Below are 21,037 nucleotides of genomic sequence, written 5' to 3'. Positions count from 1 at the left end.
ATTTGCCGCGCCTGTGGCGCGGCGTGTTCGCGGCCCCCTGGTGTCTCGCGTCCGAGCCGTCGAGACTCGCGACTTCGTCGCATGCGCTTCGACGACTCGGACGCGAGACGGGCCGCGAACGGTCGCTCGTAAGACTCGCTCCGTGCGGATCGCGTTCGCGATATTCGTTGCTACCTGGGCGTATTCACCCCAAAAGCGCTACGTGGTCAGCTGTTCGACCAACTCGGCGGCGGTATGCACACCGTCGAGCAGCTTGCCGACGTGGGCCCGGGTGCCACGGCGCGGCTCCAGGGTCGGGATGCGCACGAGCGAGTCCCCGCCCAGGTCGAAGATCACAGAATCCCAACTGGCCGCTGCGATATCGGCACCGAATCGACGCAGACATTCGCCGCGGAAGTAGGCGCGGGTGTCGGTCGGCGGGTTGGTCATCGCGTCGAGCACCTGCTGCTCGTTGACCAGGCGTTTCATCGAGCCGCGCGCGACAAGGCGGTTGTAGAGACCCTTGTCCAGGCGGACGTCGGAATACTGCAGGTCCATCAGGTGCAGTTTGGGCGCGGCCCAGCTCAGGCCCTCGCGCTTGCGCATTCCCTCGAGCAGGCGCAGCTTGGCGGGCCAGTCGAGCAGATCGGCGCATTCCATCGGATCGCGTTCCAGCAGATCGAGCACATTGGCCCAGTTCTCCAGGATGTCCTTGACGCGCTCGTCGTCGTTGCCGCTGCGGGCCACGAACTTCTCCACCCGGTCCAGGTAGATGCGCTGCAGCGCCAGCCCGGTGAGTTCACGGCCATCGGTGAGCGCCACTGTGGCACGCAGAGTCGGGTCATGGCTGATCTGGTGGACGGCGGTGACCGGGCGGGCCAGCTGCAGATCCGACAGATCCTCGCCGGCCTCGATCAGATCCAGCACCAGCGCGGTGGTGCCGACCTTGAGGTAGGTGGACATTTCGGCGAGGTTGGCATCGCCGATGATGACGTGCAGGCGGCGGTATTTGTCCGCATCGGCGTGCGGTTCGTCGCGGGTGTTGATGATGCCGCGCTTGAGCGTGGTCTCCAGGCCGACCTCGACCTCGATGTAATCGGCGCGCTGGGACAGCTGGAATCCGGCGTGATCACCGGACTGTCCGATGCCGACCCGGCCGGAACCACAGATCACCTGGCGTGAGACGAAGAACGGGGTGAGCCCGACGATGATCTGGTTGAACGGGGTGTCGCGGCTCATCAGGTAGTTCTCGTGGGTGCCGTACGAGGCCCCCTTGCCGTCGACATTGTTCTTGTACAGCTGCAGTCGCGGCGCACCTGGCACGCTCGACGCGTGCCGCGCGGCCGCCTCCATGACCCGTTCGCCGGCTTTGTCCCAGATGACCGCATCCAGCGGATCGGTGACCTCGGGTGCGGAGTACTCCGGATGGGCGTGGTCGACGTAGAGCCGGGCGCCGTTGGTGAGGATCATATTGGCCGCGCCGACCTCGTCGGCGTCGATCACGGGGGCCGGACCGTTCATCCGGCTCAGGTCGAAGCCGCGGGCGTCGCGCAGCGGCGATTCCACCTCGTAATCCCAGCGCGTGCGCTTCGCGCGCGGCACCCCCTCCGCGGCGGCATACGCGAGAACCGCTTGGGTGGAGGTGAGAATCGGGTTGGCCGACGGCTCGGTGGGTGTGGAGATGCCGTATTCGACCTCGATACCGATGATGCGCTGCATACCGTCGAGCCTAGGCGACGCGTGCCCGCCGCCGGTCGCGACCGGCGGCATCGGCGATCTCGGGTGACCACGATGTCATACCGATGGTGGTACTTCCGGAGGATACGGCCAGGCCCCGGCGGCCGGATATTCGGAATATGACCGATTCGATCGCCGAAATCACGGGGCGCCACCGCAAGTCGGATGAACCGAGCCTCACCCAGCCGAAGAATCCCACGCGGTTGGTCGCCCTGGACGTATTACGCGGCATCGCGATCCTCGGCACGCTCGGCACCAATATCTGGATCCTCACCCATCCCGAGGGCATCGTCGGATATATCGACGAATTGGGCAGCCCGGCGACCGGCTGGATGTGGTCGGAGCGAGTGCTGCAGCAACTCGCGCAAGGCAAGTTCCTCGGGCTGCTGACCATCATGTTCGGCATCGGCCTGGCCATCCAGCAGGGCTCGGCGGTGCGGGCCGATCGACGGTGGCCGGGCAGCTATCCGTGGCGGGCGGGGCTGCTGTTCCTCGACGGTGTGCTGAACTTCGTGTTCATCGCGGAGTTCGATGTGCTGATGGGTTATGCCGTCACGGGATTGGTCGTCGCCTTCATTCTCGCGACAAGTGAACGCGCGCAACGTCGTTGGCTGACCATCGCGGCCGGATTCCATATTGCCGTGCTGACACTCATCGGCGTCGCGATGGCCGTTGCGAACCAACAGGATTCGACGCCGCGAGCGCCGCTGGATCCGAATCCCTATGCGGACGGGTCGTTCTGGGATCTGGTGTGGTTCCGACTGGCGAACGCGGGCATATTCCGGTTCGAGCCGATCTTCGTCTTCCCGATGTCGATCGCGCTGTTCCTCGCGGGTGCGCAGTTGTTCCGGGCGGGAGTGTTCCGACCGGAGGGTGCGCGGATACGGAGGCGGCTCATGATCGTCGGATTCGCTGTTGCCGCGCCGATCGATCTGTCGGTCGGCGTGCTCGGCGGCGATCTGGTCTTGTTGACCAGGTACGGCACCGCCCCGTTCGTCGCCTTGGGCCTGCTCGCGCTGGTCGCGGAGTTCTACCTGCGTCGTCCGCGGGTCGGATTCGTCGGCAGGCGGCTCACCGAGGTCGGGCGGATGGCGCTGAGCTGCTATATCCTGCAGAATCTGGTCGCTTCGGCGCTGTGCTACGGGTGGGGGTTGGGCCTTGCCGCGCGCGTCTCCCCTGACGCCCGCGTACCGTTCACCGTGGGTATCTACCTGCTGGTCGCGCTGATCATCGTGACTCTCGCGCACCTGTGGATGCGCCGGTTCGAGCGCGGCCCGGTCGAGTCGGTGTGGAATCTCAGCTACCGCGCGCTGGCCCGCGAACACTGAGCCACCGCCCGTCTGCGCACATCGCCGCAGTTCAAGACCCGAAACCGGTGCGAATGCGATCGGACGCGGCCGAGGAGAACACGAGTAGCGGACTACTCGTGTGCTTTCCGCGCCGATGCCGGATGCTGACACGACGTCACCTAACTGCGTCGACGTATCGATTTCAGATGCACAGGAGGTGCGTGGTGTCGGAACCGGCCCGAGCAATGAGTAAGGACCATGCTTTCGCCGAACTCGAACGTCTCGCGAACGATGACCTGATCCGCTTCGACGGGCCGGCGTCCCCGGCTCTGGTCGGATTCGCAGGTTTCGACCCACAGTCCGGCCGGCCGCTACCGGGCAGTCTCGCCGGGGTGGTCGTCCGCCACAGCAGCACCCCGGTAGCACCGCAACACCTCGATTCGCGAAATGCGTTGGCACTGGTTCGATTCTGCCGATTTCTCTCCGCAAATTTCGGCGTCACCGAGTTGCACACCCTCGGAGTAGATGGCCGCCGAACGCATTCCGACGACTGCCACGGCCAGGGCCGCGCCTTCGATTTCGCCGGTGTCACCATGCCGGTCGGGGACGTATCGCGCAGAATCACCGTGGCAGCGCATTGGGGCATCGTCGAGACCGCCGTGACACCCGGCGGAACATGGCCGCGCGGCACCGGATCCCGGGTGCGCTACCGACTCGACGAACCCGATGCGAGTCCGCTCGGCGATCCGGACGGCGATCTGTTCGTCGCCGACTTCTTCCGCAGCGTCTACGATTTCGCGGCGGGTGAATGGCAGGACTGCTCGGACAGTCCCGATCCCGCGACTGCCATCTCCGGCATCGGCGATCCGAGTTTCATCCTGCATCCCGACCATCCGGATGACCATCCGCTCCCGGCCACATCCGGTCGCGCGGCCCATATCGATCACATCCACTTCCAGATCGGCAAGTCCGGGACCGAGTAGGTGGACCAGTCCAGCTGAGCCTCGGCCATCAACCCGCGTAATGCCTTGACCCGCAACGGATATTCGACCACACTGTAGAGCGCCTCGAGGAGGACGGTCAGGTCCTGTTCGGCCGATCCGGTATCCGGATCCGGGGCCAGCGTCCCGGTTCCTACCATCCGCGATCCCCGCATCACCGCCGTCGCCACGGCCATTCGCGCCGACCCGACCCAGCAAGCAGCGCGCAGCCGAAAAGGCAAGTGCCGCAGGACTATCCACCTCCTACTTCCTGCATACCTTCGCCGAACAGACCGGCACCAGTTTCCGCCCGTTACGTGCAGTGGGCGCGGATGCTGCGCGTCGGCAGGGCCTACGACGCGGGCCACGACCTCACCCGCGCCGCCGCGGACGCGGGTTTCGCCTTCCCTTCGCATTTCAGCGATACCTTCCGCGCCATGTCGGCCTCACCCCCACGCCTTCCTCACCGTCAACGGCGAGCTGCACATCGACTGACCTACACGTCGAAGTAGAGCTCGAATTCGTACGGATGCGGACGCAGGTTCACCGGCGCGATTTCGTTTTCGCGCTTGAGGCGGATCCAGGTTTCGATCAGATCCGGGGTGAACACGTTGCCTTCGGTCAGGTAGCCGTTATCGGCTTCCAGTCGTTCGATAACGCTGTCGAGGCTGGGTGGGGTTTGGGTGACCTCGGCGGATTCCTCCGGGGTGAGCTCGTAGAGGTCTTTATCGATCGGGACGGGGGGTTCGATCTTGCGGCGGATACCGTCCAGGCCGGCCATCATCATGGCGGCGAAGGCCAGGTACGGATTGCCCGAGGAGTCGGGACAGCGGAATTCCAGACGCTTGGCCTTCGGATTCGCGCCCGTGACCGGAATGCGCACGGCCGCTGAACGATTGCGCTGACTGTAGACCAGATTCACGGGTGCCTCGAACCCGGGCACCAGGCGCTTGTAGGAGTTCACCGTCGGATTGGTGAATGCCAGCAACGATGACGCATGCAGTAACAGTCCGCCGATATAGTGCCGGGCCAGATCGGACAGGCCCGCATATCCGGCTTCGTCGTAGAACAGCGGGGTGCCGTTCAACCACAGGGATTGGTGCACATGCATTCCGGAACCGTTGTCGCCGAACAGTGGTTTGGGCATGAAGGTGACGGTCTTGCCCTCGGCCCATGCGGTGTTCTTGATGATGTACTTGTACAGCTGTAGGTCATCGGCGGCGGCCAGCAGGGTATTGAATTTGTAGTTGATCTCGGCCTGGCCCGCCGTACCGACCTCGTGGTGCCCCTTCTCCAATTCGAAGCCGGCGTTCTGCAGATTCGTGCACATCCGATCGCGCACATCGACATCGGCGTCGTACGGGGCCACCGGGAAGTAGCCGCCCTTCGGGCGCACCTTGTACCCGCGGTTGATCGTGCCGTCCGGATTGTATTCGGCGCCGGTGTTCCAGTCGGCGGAGGACGAATCCACCTCGTAGAAGGCGCCGTTCATCGTGGTGTCGTAGCGCACGGCCTCGAAGATGTAGAACTCGGCCTCCGGTCCGAAGTACGCCGTATCGGCGATGCCGGTGCTCTTCAGATACTCCTCGGCCTTGCGCGCGACATTGCGCGGATCGCGACTGTAGGCCTCGTGCGTATGCGGATCGTGTACGAAGCAGTTCAAGTTCAGGGTCTTCGCGGCACGGAAGGGATCCAATTGCGCGGTGCGCAGATCCGGGAGCAGCAACATATCCGATTCGTGGATCGACTGGAATCCGCGCACCGACGAGCCGTCGAAGGCGATCCCGTTGTCGACCAGATCCGCACCGAATGTGACGGCCGGTATCGAAAAGTGTTGCTGTATACCGGGAACGTCGCAGAATCGAATATCGACGTATTCGACTTCCGCGGCGCAGATGTATTCCAGAATTCCGTCGGTGGTGGCAGTCAAGGCTGCTCGCTCGTTCAACACGGCTTGCTCCTCGCTTTCGCGGTGCAGGTCTATCCGCGGGTGGCGAGGCGACGCCCTGACGACCGGACCCGTCCATGGGTCACGGCATGTCCTGCTCGCCGAGTCTCACGATACGACTTCGACATCAATGACGGACCCGAATCCGAGCGAGAAACGGACCGATCCGCGTATCCGCAGGTGTTGCCGCCGCCAATAGCGAACTCTCTCCCAGGTGGAGCAGATCAAGAAGTACATCGTGCTACCGGAGGTGTGGAGCCCGGAAGCGATGTTCTGACGGCGCCCGGCAAACTCGAGCGCTCCCCGATCGCCACCCGCTACAACGACACGATCGAGAGCTTGTACCCGTAGTGCGGGACGGAGAGGCTCAATGACGCCGACAAGGACCCGGGTCGTCGACGATTTGCACCGGAGAGCCGCGACGCTGGTCTACGGGTTCTACGGGAGCCTGCCGCCGTACCCGCGGATCCCGCAGTCACCGGGATCGACGCTGCCCGGCGGTTCTCGCTGCGCTGTGGTCCCGGCCGCGTAATGCGGCGCAGTTCAGCCGCAGGACGCCGCTCGGTGGTGTGCGGCTGTGATTCCCCTGCTCCGGTGACGGTCTCGCTGCGCATCCGATTCCCGGACACCCTGAGCCCGGCCATTGATCATCGGGTTCGTCGATCGCGTCGCAGTTATCCTGACAGCGGCCGTGCGGCCGGATAGTCTCCGTGAGGGATCCGATTCGGGATTCGCAGTCACCCGGGAGCATCCGATTATGAAGGCTCTGGTTACCGACGGGGCAGCCACCTCGCCCCGATCCGTGCACTATGTCTCCGGGTCCCCCGGTGAATTGCATTGGGAGGGTACCGCATTGCTGCGCGCCGGCGTGCTCGCCTTCGGCGGCAGTATCGGCACCACCGCATTGCACGCCCATCACGCAGTCCAAGTGGTCGCCGCATGTACGCCGGTGGTCGTGGTGGACGCGAGCGGCATTCGGCATCGCGGCACACATGTCATCGTGCCCGCAGACGCACCGCATCGCATCGCCACCGGAGCCGAGCGCGGCACCGCGATCTATCTCGATCCGGAGTCCGTCGCGGGCGCGGCCGCCGACCGCAGAGCCCATGCCTACGGGTGGGCCGATTATAAACATTCCCTGCCCATCGATCCGGAGCGGGAAACACTCGCCGAACTGGTCGCCGAGGTTGTCGATGATCTCGAACGCGACAATTCGCACAGCATCGAGGACGTGCGCCACGAGGCAGTGACCGAGGTGCTGCGACTGCTGCCTTCCATCGTCGCCGAGGGACCGATCCGCGGCGCGGATGTCGCACGCCGGGTCGGCATTTCCGCAACCCGACTCACCCATCTGTTCACCGAACAGGTCGGAATTCCATTGCGGCCCTATATTCTCTGGCTCCGACTACATGTGGCGATAACCCGCGTCCGCTCCGGAGACGATCTCACCGCCGCCGCCCACGCCGCCGGTTTCGCCGATAGCTCCCACCTGACCCGCACCTGCCGCCGCACCTTTGGACTGCCACCCTCGGCCCTGAACCGACGCGTCGACTGGGATCTCGGCGACGCCCCGTAGGTCCAGCCGAATCGTTCAAGCCATTCCGGGCACGGCCGACCAGGCTTGCCCCTATGACCACCATTACCTACACGCCCACACAGCGTCTCGCGCGCTACGGCTATGTGCCCTTCATGCTGATCGGCCTCAACGGTGTCGGTATTGCGTTGAGTTCCGCTGGCGCGCCGAAAATTTCGTTACTGCTCGCACTGGCGGTCGCGATCGTCGCCTCGTTTCTGGTGGAGCGGCTGATTCCGTACCAGGCCGACTGGAATCACGATCTCGACGACACCCTGCGCGATTGCATCCATGCCTTCGTCAACGAAATGCTCATCCTGCTCAGCGTCGCGGCGATTCCGCTGCTGGCGGCCATCGTGCCCGCTCCGGACGGCTGGCCGACCTCGTGGCCGTTCCTGTGCCAGGTTCTGCTTGCCATCCTGGTCGCTGATCTCGGTATCACCACGGTACATCTGGCCAGTCACAAAATCGGACTTCTGTGGCGCTTCCACGCGGTGCACCACAGCATCGAACGCTTTTACGGCCTCAATGGTTTGATGAAACATCCGCTGCACCAGACCGTGGAGATGGCCGCCGGTGTCGCCCCGCTCATCCTGATCGGCCTGCCATCGAATGTCGCGGCAGCCCTTGCTCTCTCGGTCGCCATCCAGCTGCTGCTGCAACACTCCAATGCCGACTACCGGATCGGACCCGCCAAACACCTGCTGGCGATGAACGAGGGCCACCGCTTCCATCATCTGAAGTTCGCCGGTATCGGCGATGTCAATTTCGGCCTGTTCACGCTGATCTGGGATCACCTGTTCCGCACCTACTCCTACGATCCGGCACGACGCTTCGGCACCGACGATCTCGGTATGGCAGCGAAACCCGACTACCCGACCGGCTATGGCGACCAGTTCGTCTACCCGTTCACAGCGGACGGCGGCTGTGCAATGTAATCGGTAAGCTCTTGGCATGTTCTCGCGGGTACACATCATGGCGTTCGCGGTCTTCGCACTCGTCGTGCCCGCGCTCGCCCTGGCCGCGGCGCCGTCGAATGAACCGGCGGCACTGGCCGTCTTCGGTGTCATCGCCGCCTCGCTGACCTTGACGCTGCTCGCCCTGCAGAGCACTCGACGTATCCCGATGGCGCTGGCCCACTCGGGCCCGCCGCCCTCGGCGCAACGTCGCCGCCGGGGTTCCTTCCTGCGTCAGAGCAATCCGGACACCGCCGGACGTCCGCGCCCACGAGCACCTGGTTCGGTCACCGCTTAGCGATCACTCGCCGCCTGGTCCCCAGGCGATCCGGCTGACCATTCCATCGACGTGCGCATACGCACGTTCCCACAATCAGGTGCTCCCATGCTCGACTTCATCTATTACCCGGTGTCCGCCATTCTCTGGTTGTGGCACACCGCCTTCGCCGCCGTCCTGGGTCCCATCAGCGGACTCGCGTGGGTGCTCGCGGTGATATTTCTCGTGATCACCCTCCGCGCAGCGCTATTCCCGCCATTTCTGAAACAAGCGCGCACCCAGGCGGCTGCGCAGCGGCTGCAACCACGCGTCAAAGCCATTCAGCAGAAATACAAAGACGATCCGGTCCGCAGGAATACCGAAATCCAGCAGTTGTACAAGGACAACGGTGTCAATCTGTTCTCGAGCCTGGTTCCGATGATCGCCCAGGTCTTCGTGTTCGTCGGCCTGTTCCATGTGCTGCGTTCGTTCGACCGCACCGGGACATTCGACTATCTACCGTTCGGGCGTACCGCGACAATGACGGCCGAACAGAATGCCGCGACTGCGAATTACCTCTTCGGTCCGGGTGATGTGCAGTCGTTCCTGCATGCCGATCTGTTCGGCGCACCGCTGTCGGCAACACTCGGCGGTGCCGGCGAACTGCTGTCGACCGTGGCGGTCGTGGCCCTTCCGCTCATGCTGATCGCCTCTATCGCAACGCATTTCACTGCACGCGCGTCAATGGATCGGCAGACCGGGGCGACGCAATTGCCCTTCATGCGCACGCTGAGCCTGTGGGTCTTCCCGGTGGCCGCGATTCTCGGCGGCGCAGTGCTGCCGGTGGCGATCCTGCTGTACTTCGTCACGAACAATGCCTGGACGCTCGTACAACAGCACTTCGTCTACCGCCGCCTCGATGCCGAAACAGCCGACGAGGCAGAGCGAGTCGCCGCGACCCGGGCCGACGCCGCCCCCAAACCCGGCGTGAAACCGAAGCGGCGATAAATCATTCGCGGACCCGTGCCGCGAAACCTATGGTTGTTCCAGGTCGAGTCAAGGGGCGCAGCGGAATCTCCGCACCCGCGTTCCCCGTGTCGGGCTCGGTCTCGCACCTGGCGAAGGGCTCCAAGCCTGGATGGGTTCGATTCCCACTGCGCTGTCACCCGGTTCCGGTCGGATACGGCAAACGGCTCTGCGGGCTCCACGGCTACGGCCGCGGGACGCCCCCGCCGCGAATCCGTGACCGGAACCGGGTGACATCCGAATAACCAGGCAGCCAACGACACACGGTACGGGAGGAGTGAAACATGTACACGACGGTCATGGAGTGGCAGCGAACGCTGCTGTACCGCGACGGCACACTCGAGCGAGTACTCGAGCCAGGACGCCACCGCTACGACGCCAAGCGCTGCACGCTGATCGTCGTCGACATGCGGCCCCGGCTGCTGAATGTCAGCGGCCAGGAACTGCTCACCCGCGACGGACTCTCACTGCGGGTCAGCTACGCACTGAACTGGCAGGTCACCGATCCGGCGGCGTTCACCACTGGCGCGCAGTACCCGGAAAGCGTGCTGTACGCGGCGGTGCAGGATGCCGCTCGCCGGGCCGTGGCAAGCCATTCCCTCGACGAACTCGTCACCGACCGCACGCTGCTCGTCGGGGACATCGCCGAAATCACCACGGCGGTAACAGGACTCGGCATACGCGTCGACGCACTCAACGCCCGCGACCTGATGCTGCCCGGCGAACTACGCAAGGCCGCACTGGAAACCGTGCTCGCCAAGGAACGCGGCAGGGCCGAGCTCGAACGAGCGCGGGCGGAAGCGGCCGCACTACGGTCACTGGCCAATACCGCGCGACTGCTCGAGGAACACCCGACACTGCTGCGACTGCGCACCCTGCAGGTCGCAACCACGCCGGGAACACAGGTCGTGCTCGACCCGCGCGAGCGCACGTGAGCTGAAAGCCCTTTTCCACGCGGACAAGGGCTTTCAGCGTTAAGCGACGTCAGGCGCAGTCCGACCACATTGAAAGGGACGCGAATTCCGACGGCCGTTTCAGTGGGCACCAAGAGCACCACAAACCAGTGAGGGACAGCCCGGCTGAAAGCTGAAACACTTGCAGGACAAGGAATTTCGGCTTTCCACACCCGTCGGGCTGCATCGAGGGCCGCAGTGATCTTGCGGGCTGTCGTGGCCGTCGCAAGGCTGGGCTCGCCCTTGCGGGACCCGGCGGCGGCTTCGACGGCGATCATGACCGTGCGGCGGAAGTTGTCGGCCTCGCGCGGGTCCTGCTCGCCGAGCACCCTCGTGGCCGCGGCCAGGGCGGCAGCACCTGATCGGCGAGTTCGGCGCCCGGCGGCCCCCGACTGTCCAGACCCCCCGCACTCTGTCCCGGCAGGAAATCCCTGGTCGCGGCCTCGCCGCCATGACAGACTGCATCTTGGAGATGCCTTCTGGGAATGATCGGAGCGGAGTTGGAACCGACGACGAATGAGTCGGATGCTGTCCACCGAACTCGCACCTTGCTGGCATCGGTTGTCAGGCGGTTCGCCGACACCTGGGAGAAGACCGGTGCGCCACCGGACCTCGCGGAGTATCTGCCGGATGCGCCCGGATTGCGGCGGATGTGCCTGATCGAGCTGATCAAGGTCGATCTGGAGTACCGATGGCTGCGCTACGACCATCCGAAGCGGCTCGCTCAGTACTGCGCCGAATACGCCGAGTTGTGCACCGGGCCGACGCCACCCGATCTGGCCTTCGAGGAGTTCCATGTACGGCGCCGATCCGGACGCGACCAGGAACCCGGTACGCAGCCCACCGAAGTGGGTACCACCGCGCCGACCGGGTCCGATATCAACTACCGCAGCACGCTGATCGCCCCGCCGCGGTCTCTGGAAGCGCTCAACGGGATCAGCGCCGGTGCGAGCGTGGACGATTTCGACCTGCTCATCGGACTGGGCAGCGGCGCCTTCGCACGGGTATTCCTGGCGCGGCAACGGTCGATGCAACGGCTGGTCGCGGTGAAGATCTCGTACAACCGCGGCACCGAGCCGGAGACGCTGGCGCAGCTCGATCACGAGTACATCGTGCGGGTCTTCGATCACCGGCTGATCGAGAACGGCGAGCTCAAATTGATGTATATGCAGTACCTTCCGGGCGGCACGCTGCTCGGGGTGCTGAATCTGGTGCGTGCACCATCACCGGAGCTCCGCAGCGGCGCCCTGCTGCTCGACGCCGTCGATCACGCCATTCAGGACCAGGGCGGCATCGTCCCGAGTGGGACCGGTATCCGCCGCGATATCACCGGATACTCGTGGCCGGAAACGGTGGCGTGGCTCGGCAGCCGGCTCGCCGAAGCGCTCGACTACGCCGCGCGCCGCGGGGTGTTGCATCGCGATATCAAACCCGCCAATGTGCTGCTGACCGCGGAAGGCATTCCGAAGCTCGCCGACTTCAATGTCAGCTTCAGCAACCACGTGGCCGGAACCAATCCGATGGCGTACTTCGGCGGGTCGCTGGCCTATATGTCCCCCGAACAACTCGCCGCCTGCCATCCGGAGCTGCCGACCACCGCCGAAGATCTGGACTTGCGCAGCGATATCTATGCGCTCGGGGTCATGCTGTGGGAACTATTGACCGGCCGCAGGCCCTTCGACGACGAACCACTGGCAGGTGAATCCGAAACCTCGCTGGCGCGCATGCTGGAGCTGCGACAACAAGACATCGAACCACGGTTCCTGTCCGAGCTGCCGTCGGACTGCCCGCCGACCCTGTGCCGAGTGTTGTTGAAATGCCTTGCGCCACAGCGGGACAACCGTTGGTCGAGCGGCGCCGAATTGGCGCGGCAGTTCGAGCTGTGCCTGGACCGTCGCGCCCGCGATCTCGTGGACCCGCAAGGAAGCAGTCTGCGTTCGAAAGTCGGTCCCTGGTCGCTGGGGGCGCTCGTCACCCTGGCCAGCGCGACCGGAGGCTTCCTCGGCGTGCTGTACGGCAACGTACACAACAAGGCCTTGATCGAGGCGTGGATTCCGGACGACCAGCGACAGTCCTTGCGGGCCATCAACCCGGTGCTCGAGCTGATCATCCCCCTGCTGGTCCTCATCGTGACGAACTACTTGTGCCGCAGGGTTTTTTTGGTGGTGTGGCGCGGACTGAGGAAGGGCCGGACGTTCACCGCTGAGATTCTGGCGCTGGCACGAAGGGACACCTTGTCTGTCGGTGACCGAGTCGCCTGGGTCGCATTCGCCGGGTGGAGCGTCAGCGCGATTGTGACCACGATGGCACTGCTCAGCGACACCGACCTGTCCCTCGGCCAGGTGGTGCACTTGTCCGCTTCACTTCTGGTCTCCGGCGCGATCGCCGTCGCCTACCCGTTCTTTCTCGTCACCCTTTTCGTCGTCCGTGTCATCTACCCCCGCCTTCTTCCGTACGGCACCACGCCCGAGGACCACGACAACCTCCGCGCCCTCAGCCGCCGCAGCACCCGCTACCTCGCAGTCGCCGCATCTATTCCATTGATCGGCGTCATCCACGGTCTGATGTTCCTGAAACCGGACGAGGTCGCCCTGGTCACCGATTCGATCCGCTGGCTCGCCATCGCAGGCGTCTTCGGCTTCATCGGCAACTATTGGCTGCACCGAAAACTCGAGGATGACCTGCAAGCATTCCGACGCACGCTGTCCCGCAGCTCGCGGCAGAACCAGCGCTGACCACCGGCCGATACACGACAGCAGTGCAGCGACGCCCGCAGTCCTATAGCACAGCAGGGGAGTGACGACATCGGATTTCGCGTGTTTCGTGCCGGTGCGCGGCGGGACAACTCGCCCGGTAACGCCGGATCGCCCTCATCACGGCGGCCCCTGCGCGCGTCGGCGACGCTAGGTCGAGCAGCGCCGAGATCGAAGGTCGGTTGCGAGATCGGGTCCGCCGCACGCTATTACGCGGCGCCCTCGAAGAAATCAATCGAATTTGATCATGGAATTCGCATCCGAAATGATGATCAAATGTGTTACATCGGTATTATTGACCGTTAGCCGATTATTAACGGTGATTATTCACACAATGAGAGAAGTGGATTTGCAGATTTCTTCTTCATAACATTTGTGGTGCGCGCCGTGATGGCGTCGTTATCCATCTGTGAAAGGAAGCTCCGTAGATGTTCTCTCGCAAGGCCCTGGTCGCCGCCACCACCGTCTCCGCCGCCGCCCTGTTCTTCGGCCCGGTCGCGATGGCCTCCGCCGCTCCCTCCTCCCCCACTGGCTCGGCCGCCACCGGCTCCGCGTCGGGTTCGGCCGACGGCGGCTCATCCTCGGGTTCGGCCGGCTCGTCCTCCGGTTCCGCCCTGTTCGACTCCGGCAGCTCGGCCGTCGACCACGGCACCACCGCCATCCTCAACATCATCAATTCGATCACCGGCGTCAGGGACCTGACCCAGCCCAAGCCTGCCTCCTGATTCGGTCTCGGTAGATCACCGCTTCGTCCGTGACGCCCTCTCGGGGCCGGATTCCTTTTGTGCCACTACGCCACACGGCGGCGAATGCGCACTATTGCAGTGAATTTGCCCAATTCGAACCGTTCATTGGCCGGGTAGAGTAACCACGGCTGGGTGAACTCTGATGACTCCGTATGCCTGCCAACGAGATAGCTCTCCGCGGTGTGCATCCGGAACTTCCTTGAGCACCGGGTTTCGTGCCGTTCGGAGAACTCGCCGGACGGCACGAAATTTCCGGAGAGTTCGAAACGCGACCCGTCGTGGCGAGACGAGCGACCCGCTCAGCGGCGCCTGCCGCGCCGACCGCTCAGAGGGCTGACCACGTCCGCCCAGCGATCAAGTCTTGGCCGACCGGTCCGCCGAGGCCATGTACCTGAGCGACCGCTCCAGCAAGCCGCTCTCGAGGTCATCATCCAGCCGAGTGGCGCGGCGTCGACACAGGCTGGTCGTCTATTGCGCTGCCGTCAATCAGAACTTGGCACTTGGGTGCCCAGCGCCGTTGTGGGGACACCGTAGGGCAGGAACCGCACGCGACGGCGTTCGTCGGTATTGTCGCGATGCGCACGCAAAGCCTCGAGCTCGCTCGGAAAAACCTGCTCGACCCTGGCCTCGCCGGCGTCATCGACGCTGTAGATGACCCAGACTCCACTGCCGGTCTCGCCGGTGGTCTCGCCCTCGGGCTTCGGTGGCCGCGTGCGCTCCGGCTGAACAAACTGGCCGAGCAGCGACGCCAGGGTACTCCCGCTGGTGCGATCGATGTATTCGCCGGCCTTTCCGAGCAGGTCACGGAATTCGATCCCCACCTCCCGCAACGCGCGCTCGAATTCTTCCGGATCGAACCCAAAAGGCCTGTCGGGTGCCATCACATTGCTCCTGAAGTCGACTTCGGCGCTACGCCTTCAGTGTCCTCGCGTAATTCCGGCTTCGCCACGTCCGGTGATGACCACCGCGCGACGCGGCGAACTCGTCCCACCGGAACGGCTGTGGCAGGCCGTGCGTTCGAGGTCGTACGGATTTGCTTCGGCACGCCCGCGTTGTCGCCCGCGCTCCGTAGACTTCGGCCGTGACCGATATCGCGGATTTTGCTCGGCTGATCACCGGCGATCATGGCCTGTGCGTCGTCTCGACCTCGCGGGCCGATGGCACTGTTCACTCCTCGCTCGTCAACGCAGGAGTGTTGGCGCACCCGCAGACCGGTGAGCCCGTGGTTGGCATGGTGATCCGCGGTGGTACGCGCAAATTGGACAACCTCCGTGTTCGAGCGCGGATGACGGTTGTCGTCCGTGTCGGGTGGGCGTGGGCGACCGTTGAGGGATCGGTGTGGATCGCTGGTCCCGACGACCCGATGCCGGACATCGACGCCGAACGGCTGCGGCAGTTGCTGCGGGAGGTTTTTACTGCGGCAGGTGGCACCCACGACGACTGGGACGAATATGACCGGGTCATGGCTGCCGAGCGCCGCGCGGTCGTTCTCGTCGTCCCGGATCGCATCTACGGCAACGGCTGAGGCGCCGACGGACGGGCGGCTATCCGCTGCCGCCTCGGTAGATAGTCGGCAGTGAGCCCAGGTCGGCGAAGTTGAGCTTGTTCTGGCCGTCGGTGCCGAGCCAAGCGACGTAGGTGACCCCTTTGATGGTCGCGACCGCGGGTGGCCACGGGCCGGTATCGGCGAATATTCACCGCTGTGCTTGCCCCTCGTCCAGGTTGTCGATATCGAAGAGCATGTAGATATTGGTGTTCTTGCCGGTGCGCCCGCCACGTAACGGCCGCCGAGGGTGAACAGGTTCGGGCCGCCGATGAGCCCGATCGTTGAAGGTGGCCCTCCCGGGCGGGACGTTGATGCCGATGTAGCGCGCGTTCAGATTGTTCGCGTTGTCCATACCCGTCCATCCGCCGCTCGGACCATTCGGTCACGAGCGCGACCTTGCGGCGTGCAGGGTTGACCATGATCGGGTGCGGCTAGTTCGCGCCGACCGGGTTTTGCACTGGCACAGCAACATTTCAGCATCAGGGGTTCACATGAGTCGTGCGCGTGTGGTCGCGTGACGAGCTGCGGCCGCTCGGAACCAGCGAGCACGACGTCACCGACATTTCGGGTCACAGATTGGTGTCGACTGTGTACTTCTGCTGAATTACGTACCAGCACCGCCGGATTCGGCGGCAGCAACCTCGATCCCGTGCGACGCTGTAGGCCCCCGGGGCTCGAGCCGGGGAAGTATCGCAGTGTTCGAAAGGGCAGACAATTATGACAACGACCGACGACCGGGCACGGACCACCGATGACGCCGAGGAGGAGACGACAGCTACCGACGGCGAGGTGGCGGTGACCGAGCCGGAGACGGCCATTGCGGCCGAGGTCGGAGCGCCGGACGCAGCGGGCGAATCCGCGCTCGCCGAGAGCGAAACGGCGGCTGAGAGCGAAACGGCGGTTGCTGAAGCTGAAGCAGCCCAGGAGATTACGGTATCGGTGGCTGAGCACGATGTGGCGGCCGAGCGGGAGCCCGCAGCTGTGACCGAGGGCACCGAAGCGTCGCGAGCTGAATCCGCATTTGCTGAGAGTGAACTGACGGAAGGTGAGACCGTCGCCGACGCTGAGTCGGAACCCGCGGCTGAGGCACCCGACGCCAGTGAATCCTCCGCCGAGAGCGATCCGGCTGCTGAGGGTGAAGCGGTCACCGAAACCGCCGCAATCGAGAGTGAGGCAGCCGCCGAAGACTCGGCCACAGCTGAAGATGAAGTGCCGCAACCCGAATCGACAGCCGAGGCCGAGGCCGAAGTTTCCGACTCGATCGAGGAAAGAGCAGCGACCGCCGACGAAGACGAAGCCACCGCCGAGCCTCAACCTGACGCTGAGGCCGAAGCTGCGGCGCCGGTCGCAGAAGCCGATGCTGTTGCCGCCGAGACCGAAGCCGTTACAGCAGACGACAATGAAGTGCCGCAAGTCGCGCGGACAGTCGAGGCCGACGGAGTCGAGGTCGCGGATGCGGCTGCGGAAACGGTCGGCGTGGACGCCGAAGACGATGTCGCTGCCGAGAGTGAAGCTGGCGAGGCCCAACCTGACGCTGAAGGTGCGGAGCCGGTGGCGGAGACCGCTACCGTGGCTGAGACTGAGGCCGAAGGTGAAGCGCCGGAAGCCGAACCGGCAGTTGAGGCCGAAGCCGAAGTCGAGACCACGGAGGACGCCGACACCGGCGAAGGTGATGTCACGGCGGCCGACGAGGAGGTGGTCAGCGCCTCCGGCGAGGTAGCTGAAGGCCGTGCGGATGTCACGACCGAAACACCGGCCGAGGTGGACGTCGCCGCAGAAGACGGCGATGCGGTAGTCGCCGGGGCTGAACCGACCGTTGCGGCGGAGGCGGGGGCCGAAGAGGGGCAGGCCGCTGCAGCGGAGGTGGTCGCTGAAAGCGAGGCACCCGCACACGCTGAGGAGGCGCCCGAGGCAGAAGTAGTTGTGGCCGCAGCCGACGAAGAACATGCGCCCCCCGCCCCCGAGGCCGAAGCGTCCGACGTAACAGAGCTGGCGGACGAGGCAGCTGCGGCTGAGTCACCCGATGCTGAGGCCGCCGGGATCTTCGAAGCGGTTGAACAGGGGCAGGTAGTAACCGAGGGTGAGCCACCAGCGGCGGCCGAACCCGAAGCGGAATCTGGCGCAGTGGGCGTGGAAACGGACGAAGAAGACGCAGCTGACGATGAGGAGACCGAAGCCTCCGCCGAGGTAGTCGCTACCGATACCGACGCACCAACCAGGGACCACCCAGTGGCCGAGGTCGATGACATCGACGTAGCTGAAGAAGAGAACGCGACCCAATCCCCCGAAGTGGAATTCGCCGCCGAAGCAGACGCGATAGCCGAGGAAGAGCCCGCCGTTGCGGAAACACCAGAGCCGGAGGCCGAACCGGTAGCCGAGACCGAACCCGAGGCAGAGGTCGCGGTGGCGGATGCGAAGGCAGCAGAGCTTGAGGCCGAACCGGCGGCTGAGGCTGAACCGGTGACTGAGGAAGAGCCCGAAGCGGAATCTGGCGCAGTGGGCGTGGAAACGGACGAAGAAGACGCAGCTGACGATCAGGAGACCGAAGCCTCCGCCGACGTGGTCACTGCCGAAACCGACGCACCGACCAAGGACGAGACGGTGGCCGAGGTGGGTGGTGACATCGAGGTAGCTGAGGAAGTAGGCGTTGCCCAGTCCCCCGAAGTGGAATTCGCCGCCGAAGTACACGCGATAGCCGAGGAAGAGCCCGCCGTTGCGGAAACACCAGAGCCGGAGGCCGAACCGGTAGCCGAGACCGAACCCGAGGCAGAGGTCACGGTTGCGGAGGCATCGCCGGAGTCAGCAGAGCTGGAGGCCGAACCAGCGGCTGAGGCTGAACCGGTGACCGAGGAAGAGCCCGAAGCGGAATCTGGCGCAGTGGGCGTGGAAACGGACGAAGAAGACGCAGCTGACGATGAGGAGACCGAAGCCTCCGCCGAGGTAGTCGCTACCGATACCGACGCACCAACCAGGGACCACCCAGTGGCCGAGGTCGGTGACATCGACGTAGCTGAAGAAGAGAACGCGACCCAATCCCCCGAAGTGGAATTCGCCGCCGAAGCAGACGCGATAGCCGAGGAAGAGCCCGCCGTTGCGGAAACACCAGAGCCGGAGGCCGAACCGGTAGCCGAGGCTGAACCTGTGACCGAGGAAGAGCCCGCGGTTGCGCAGACACCAGAACCAGAAGCCGAACCCGTGGCCGAGGCTGAACCGGTGACCGAGACCAAACCCGAGGGAGAGGTCGCGGTTGCGGAGGCAGCAGAACCGGCGGCCGAACCCGTGGCCGAGGCCGAACCCGTGACCGAGGAAGAGCCCGCGGTTACGGAGACACCAGAACCGGCGGCCGAACCCGTGGCCGAGACCGACCCCGAGGCAGAAGTCGGGGTTGCGGAACCTGAAGAGGTAGCCGAGGGCAACACCGCTAGTGAGGTCGAGCAAGAAGCTGAGGACGCGGGCAGCCCCATCGAGAGTGATGTACCCGAAGATGCGATAGCGACCGACGACGAGACAGGCGTCGAGTCCGAAGAGAAAGTGGGATTGGTGGCGGTCGAAGCAGAGGACCTGGTGACGTATTCGAGTTCAGTCGTCCTGGCCACCGAGAAACCGGCATCCGCCGTCGAGGGTGCAGCGGCGAGAATCAGTGATCATGCAGCGATCATCAGCGATCAGGCGAGGATCATCGCGAAACTTCGGCGAAGGGTAACGGTTCTCGAAACCATGATCAAAGCGCAGGAGGCCCAAGCCAACTCACTGGTCGGACTCGCGACAACCTACAAGAACGAATTGTCCAGTCTCGCAGCCGATCTCATGGATCTCTGACCTGCCACCACGAAGACACCGGGAAGCGCCTGCACGCGGTAAAGCCCACGGCGCTTCTCGGCCGATTCGGCGAGGGTCAACAGGATCTCCGCGCACACCACGATCAGGTGCGCGGCCGCCACCCGAGTGACATCGGCGGTGCCGATGAATACGGGATCATGGGCACGAATCCATGCCCGGCGAGATCAGGACGTGCGGCGAACCCTTTCCGAACACCATTGGACACGAAAGCCGTTGCACAGCAACGGCTTTCGCTCATTTTCCGGCTCGGACCCGGCCCGATCGGAACCGGAAACCGAATCTGACTGCGATCATCAGCCCCAACCGGGCGTCCCGCATACGGATCGGCAGCCGCCTTGATTCCACCCTTGCGCGCGATCAGCCGAGTTCGAACCACCGACTTCCCATATTCGTACGCTTGAGCTTACTATATGCGCATGCGTACTATCGAGACCCCCGAAAAGCCGTTCGAGGACGGCATCGTGCTCATGCCATGGAAACCCGGTCCGCGCCAGGACATTTCCGGGCGTGTGTTCATCAGCGTGACCGACTTCCTCGCCCGGTCCGAAGAGGAAGTCCGCAGCATCTACGAGATCGGGCTCGAGTTGGGGAACACCTGGCCGGTCATGCAGGGCGCGGTGGGCCTGTGGCTGTGGGGCAGGCCCACCGCGTGGCGCGGCGGATCCATCACGGTGTGGGAATCGGAGGATGACATGCGCCGATTCGTGCGATGGCCGGTGCACGCCGAGATCGTGCGGGCCTGGCGCGGGAAGGTGGGCATCGGCACCGACTCGTGGCAGGCTGACCACTTCGAGCCGCGACAGGTACTGGAACGCGCGCGGAACACACTCGAACGTCCGCATCGCGAAGCCGCATAACCTCAATGCTCGGGATTTGCCTATCGTTCCTCGCGTTCCGCCCAACAGAACTCGCCCTCTGGTCGCGCACTTCACCGTAGGTCTGCCTCCTGATCTGCCCGATATGCTCGAGGGCATCCGGAGGCGTTGTTGCACAAGAGATCCCGACGCATGCCAGCGAATATGTCCCGTACACTGCCTTTTGCGCGCGGGCGAACCGAATGCTCAGCAGATTGTTACGCCGGACGCGCCTGCAGGTAATCCGTCGCCGACAGCACCTGCAGCGCCTGCCGAACGCCGAGTGGCGCCCACGACGCCGACGCATCGTGCACAACCACCGGATCACTGAGCAGCACGACGGTCCCTTTGGCCTCGAGCTCGAAACCGCCTGCGGCCGTGACGTTCTTGACCCAGTCGACATCGCGGCCGTAGGTCAGCGCGATCCGGTACACACCGTCGGATTCGAACGCCAACACCGGAGTCCTATAGGCCCGCCCGGATTTTCGTCCCTTGTGTACGACCATGCTCATCGGGGCCACTTTCCCGGCCAACCGACCGAGGATCGGATTCGTCACGTGCCGGTTCAATTTCGCCAGTGTGCGCGGAAGCACCATCCGGG

Annotated in this window: 18 protein-coding genes; 12 read left to right on the top strand and 6 right to left on the bottom strand. The window is 64.5% G+C overall.

What is annotated here, in order from left to right:
- Positions 1-198: 198 nt before the first annotated feature.
- A complete protein-coding gene (gene dop, locus ACQPXH_RS14860) occupies positions 199-1,698 on the bottom strand; it encodes a depupylase/deamidase Dop (protein ID WP_387293791.1) in 1,500 nt (499 codons plus the stop codon).
- A gap of 137 nt (positions 1,699-1,835) precedes the next feature.
- Here dop and ACQPXH_RS14855 point away from each other — a divergent pair, with 137 nt between their 5' ends.
- Positions 1,836-3,044, top strand: a complete 1,209-nt coding sequence (locus ACQPXH_RS14855) for a DUF418 domain-containing protein (protein ID WP_433602923.1) — start codon at positions 1,836-1,838, stop codon at positions 3,042-3,044.
- Positions 3,045-3,250: 206 nt separating this feature from the next.
- On the top strand, positions 3,251-3,988 hold the full coding sequence (locus ACQPXH_RS14850; RefSeq protein ID WP_433602922.1) for a hypothetical protein: 738 nt from the start codon (positions 3,251-3,253) through the stop codon (positions 3,986-3,988).
- Here the strand turns inward: ACQPXH_RS14850 and ACQPXH_RS14845 are convergent.
- Together ACQPXH_RS14845 and glnA are read right to left on the bottom strand one after the other, a co-directional pair.
- Positions 3,949-4,146 carry a hypothetical protein gene (locus ACQPXH_RS14845; RefSeq protein ID WP_433602921.1) on the bottom strand — a complete coding sequence of 66 codons (198 nt, stop codon included), beginning with the start codon at positions 4,144-4,146 and terminating at the stop codon, positions 3,949-3,951. The genes ACQPXH_RS14850 and ACQPXH_RS14845 overlap by 40 nt on opposite strands.
- A gap of 335 nt (positions 4,147-4,481) precedes the next feature.
- Entirely contained in the window at positions 4,482-5,915 is a 1,434-nt protein-coding gene (gene glnA / locus ACQPXH_RS14840) for a type I glutamate--ammonia ligase (protein WP_433603460.1), read from the bottom strand.
- A 775-nt stretch (positions 5,916-6,690) separates the two neighbouring features.
- On the opposite strand from glnA, the gene ACQPXH_RS14835 reads away from it, so the two are divergent.
- From ACQPXH_RS14835 to ACQPXH_RS14805, 7 genes are all read left to right on the top strand, one after another.
- Positions 6,691-7,509, top strand: a complete 819-nt coding sequence (locus tag ACQPXH_RS14835) for a helix-turn-helix domain-containing protein (protein ID WP_433602920.1) — start codon at positions 6,691-6,693, stop codon at positions 7,507-7,509.
- A 53-nt stretch (positions 7,510-7,562) separates the two neighbouring features.
- The gene (locus tag ACQPXH_RS14830) at positions 7,563-8,444 is read left to right on the top strand and encodes a sterol desaturase family protein (protein ID WP_433602919.1); all 882 of its coding nucleotides are present in this window, start codon (positions 7,563-7,565) and stop codon (positions 8,442-8,444) included.
- A 16-nt stretch (positions 8,445-8,460) separates the two neighbouring features.
- The gene (locus ACQPXH_RS14825) at positions 8,461-8,760 is read left to right on the top strand and encodes a DUF6412 domain-containing protein (protein WP_433602918.1); all 300 of its coding nucleotides are present in this window, start codon (positions 8,461-8,463) and stop codon (positions 8,758-8,760) included.
- An 87-nt stretch (positions 8,761-8,847) separates the two neighbouring features.
- Positions 8,848-9,726 (top strand): membrane protein insertase YidC, encoded by an 879-nt coding sequence (yidC, locus tag ACQPXH_RS14820; protein WP_433602917.1) that lies wholly within the window; start codon positions 8,848-8,850, stop codon positions 9,724-9,726.
- 302 nt (positions 9,727-10,028) lie between these two features.
- Positions 10,029-10,679: a slipin family protein gene (locus ACQPXH_RS14815; RefSeq protein WP_433602916.1), complete on the top strand. Its 651-nt coding sequence runs from the start codon at positions 10,029-10,031 to the stop codon at positions 10,677-10,679.
- A gap of 566 nt (positions 10,680-11,245) precedes the next feature.
- Entirely contained in the window at positions 11,246-13,432 is a 2,187-nt protein-coding gene (locus ACQPXH_RS14810; protein ID WP_433602915.1) for a serine/threonine-protein kinase, read from the top strand.
- Between the two features lie 446 nt (positions 13,433-13,878).
- On the top strand, positions 13,879-14,175 hold the full coding sequence (locus tag ACQPXH_RS14805; protein ID WP_433602914.1) for a hypothetical protein: 297 nt from the start codon (positions 13,879-13,881) through the stop codon (positions 14,173-14,175).
- Between the two features lie 503 nt (positions 14,176-14,678).
- Here the strand turns inward: ACQPXH_RS14805 and ACQPXH_RS14800 are convergent.
- A complete protein-coding gene (locus tag ACQPXH_RS14800) occupies positions 14,679-15,077 on the bottom strand; it encodes a hypothetical protein (RefSeq protein ID WP_433602913.1) in 399 nt (132 codons plus the stop codon).
- Between the two features lie 200 nt (positions 15,078-15,277).
- On the opposite strand from ACQPXH_RS14800, the gene ACQPXH_RS14795 reads away from it, so the two are divergent.
- On the top strand, positions 15,278-15,721 hold the full coding sequence (locus tag ACQPXH_RS14795; RefSeq protein WP_433602912.1) for a pyridoxamine 5'-phosphate oxidase: 444 nt from the start codon (positions 15,278-15,280) through the stop codon (positions 15,719-15,721).
- Positions 15,722-15,890: 169 nt separating this feature from the next.
- Here ACQPXH_RS14795 and ACQPXH_RS14790 read toward each other — a convergent pair whose 3' ends face one another.
- Positions 15,891-16,094, bottom strand: a complete 204-nt coding sequence (locus ACQPXH_RS14790) for a hypothetical protein (protein ID WP_433602911.1) — start codon at positions 16,092-16,094, stop codon at positions 15,891-15,893.
- 1,124 nt (positions 16,095-17,218) lie between these two features.
- On the opposite strand from ACQPXH_RS14790, the gene ACQPXH_RS14785 reads away from it, so the two are divergent.
- Both ACQPXH_RS14785 and ACQPXH_RS14780 read left to right on the top strand, forming a co-directional pair.
- The gene (locus ACQPXH_RS14785; protein WP_433602910.1) at positions 17,219-19,561 is read left to right on the top strand and encodes a hypothetical protein; all 2,343 of its coding nucleotides are present in this window, start codon (positions 17,219-17,221) and stop codon (positions 19,559-19,561) included.
- 437 nt (positions 19,562-19,998) lie between these two features.
- The gene (locus ACQPXH_RS14780; RefSeq protein ID WP_433602909.1) at positions 19,999-20,439 is read left to right on the top strand and encodes a hypothetical protein; all 441 of its coding nucleotides are present in this window, start codon (positions 19,999-20,001) and stop codon (positions 20,437-20,439) included.
- 215 nt (positions 20,440-20,654) lie between these two features.
- Here the strand turns inward: ACQPXH_RS14780 and ACQPXH_RS14775 are convergent, their stop codons facing one another.
- On the bottom strand, positions 20,655-21,032 hold the full coding sequence (locus tag ACQPXH_RS14775; RefSeq protein WP_433602908.1) for a nitroreductase family deazaflavin-dependent oxidoreductase: 378 nt from the start codon (positions 21,030-21,032) through the stop codon (positions 20,655-20,657).
- Positions 21,033-21,037 lie beyond the last annotated feature (5 nt).

The organism is Nocardia sp. CA-135953, assembly GCF_050955735.1.
Taxonomy (GTDB): domain Bacteria; phylum Actinomycetota; class Actinomycetes; order Mycobacteriales; family Mycobacteriaceae; genus Nocardia.
This window is presented reverse-complemented; position numbering and strand designations above follow the sequence as displayed.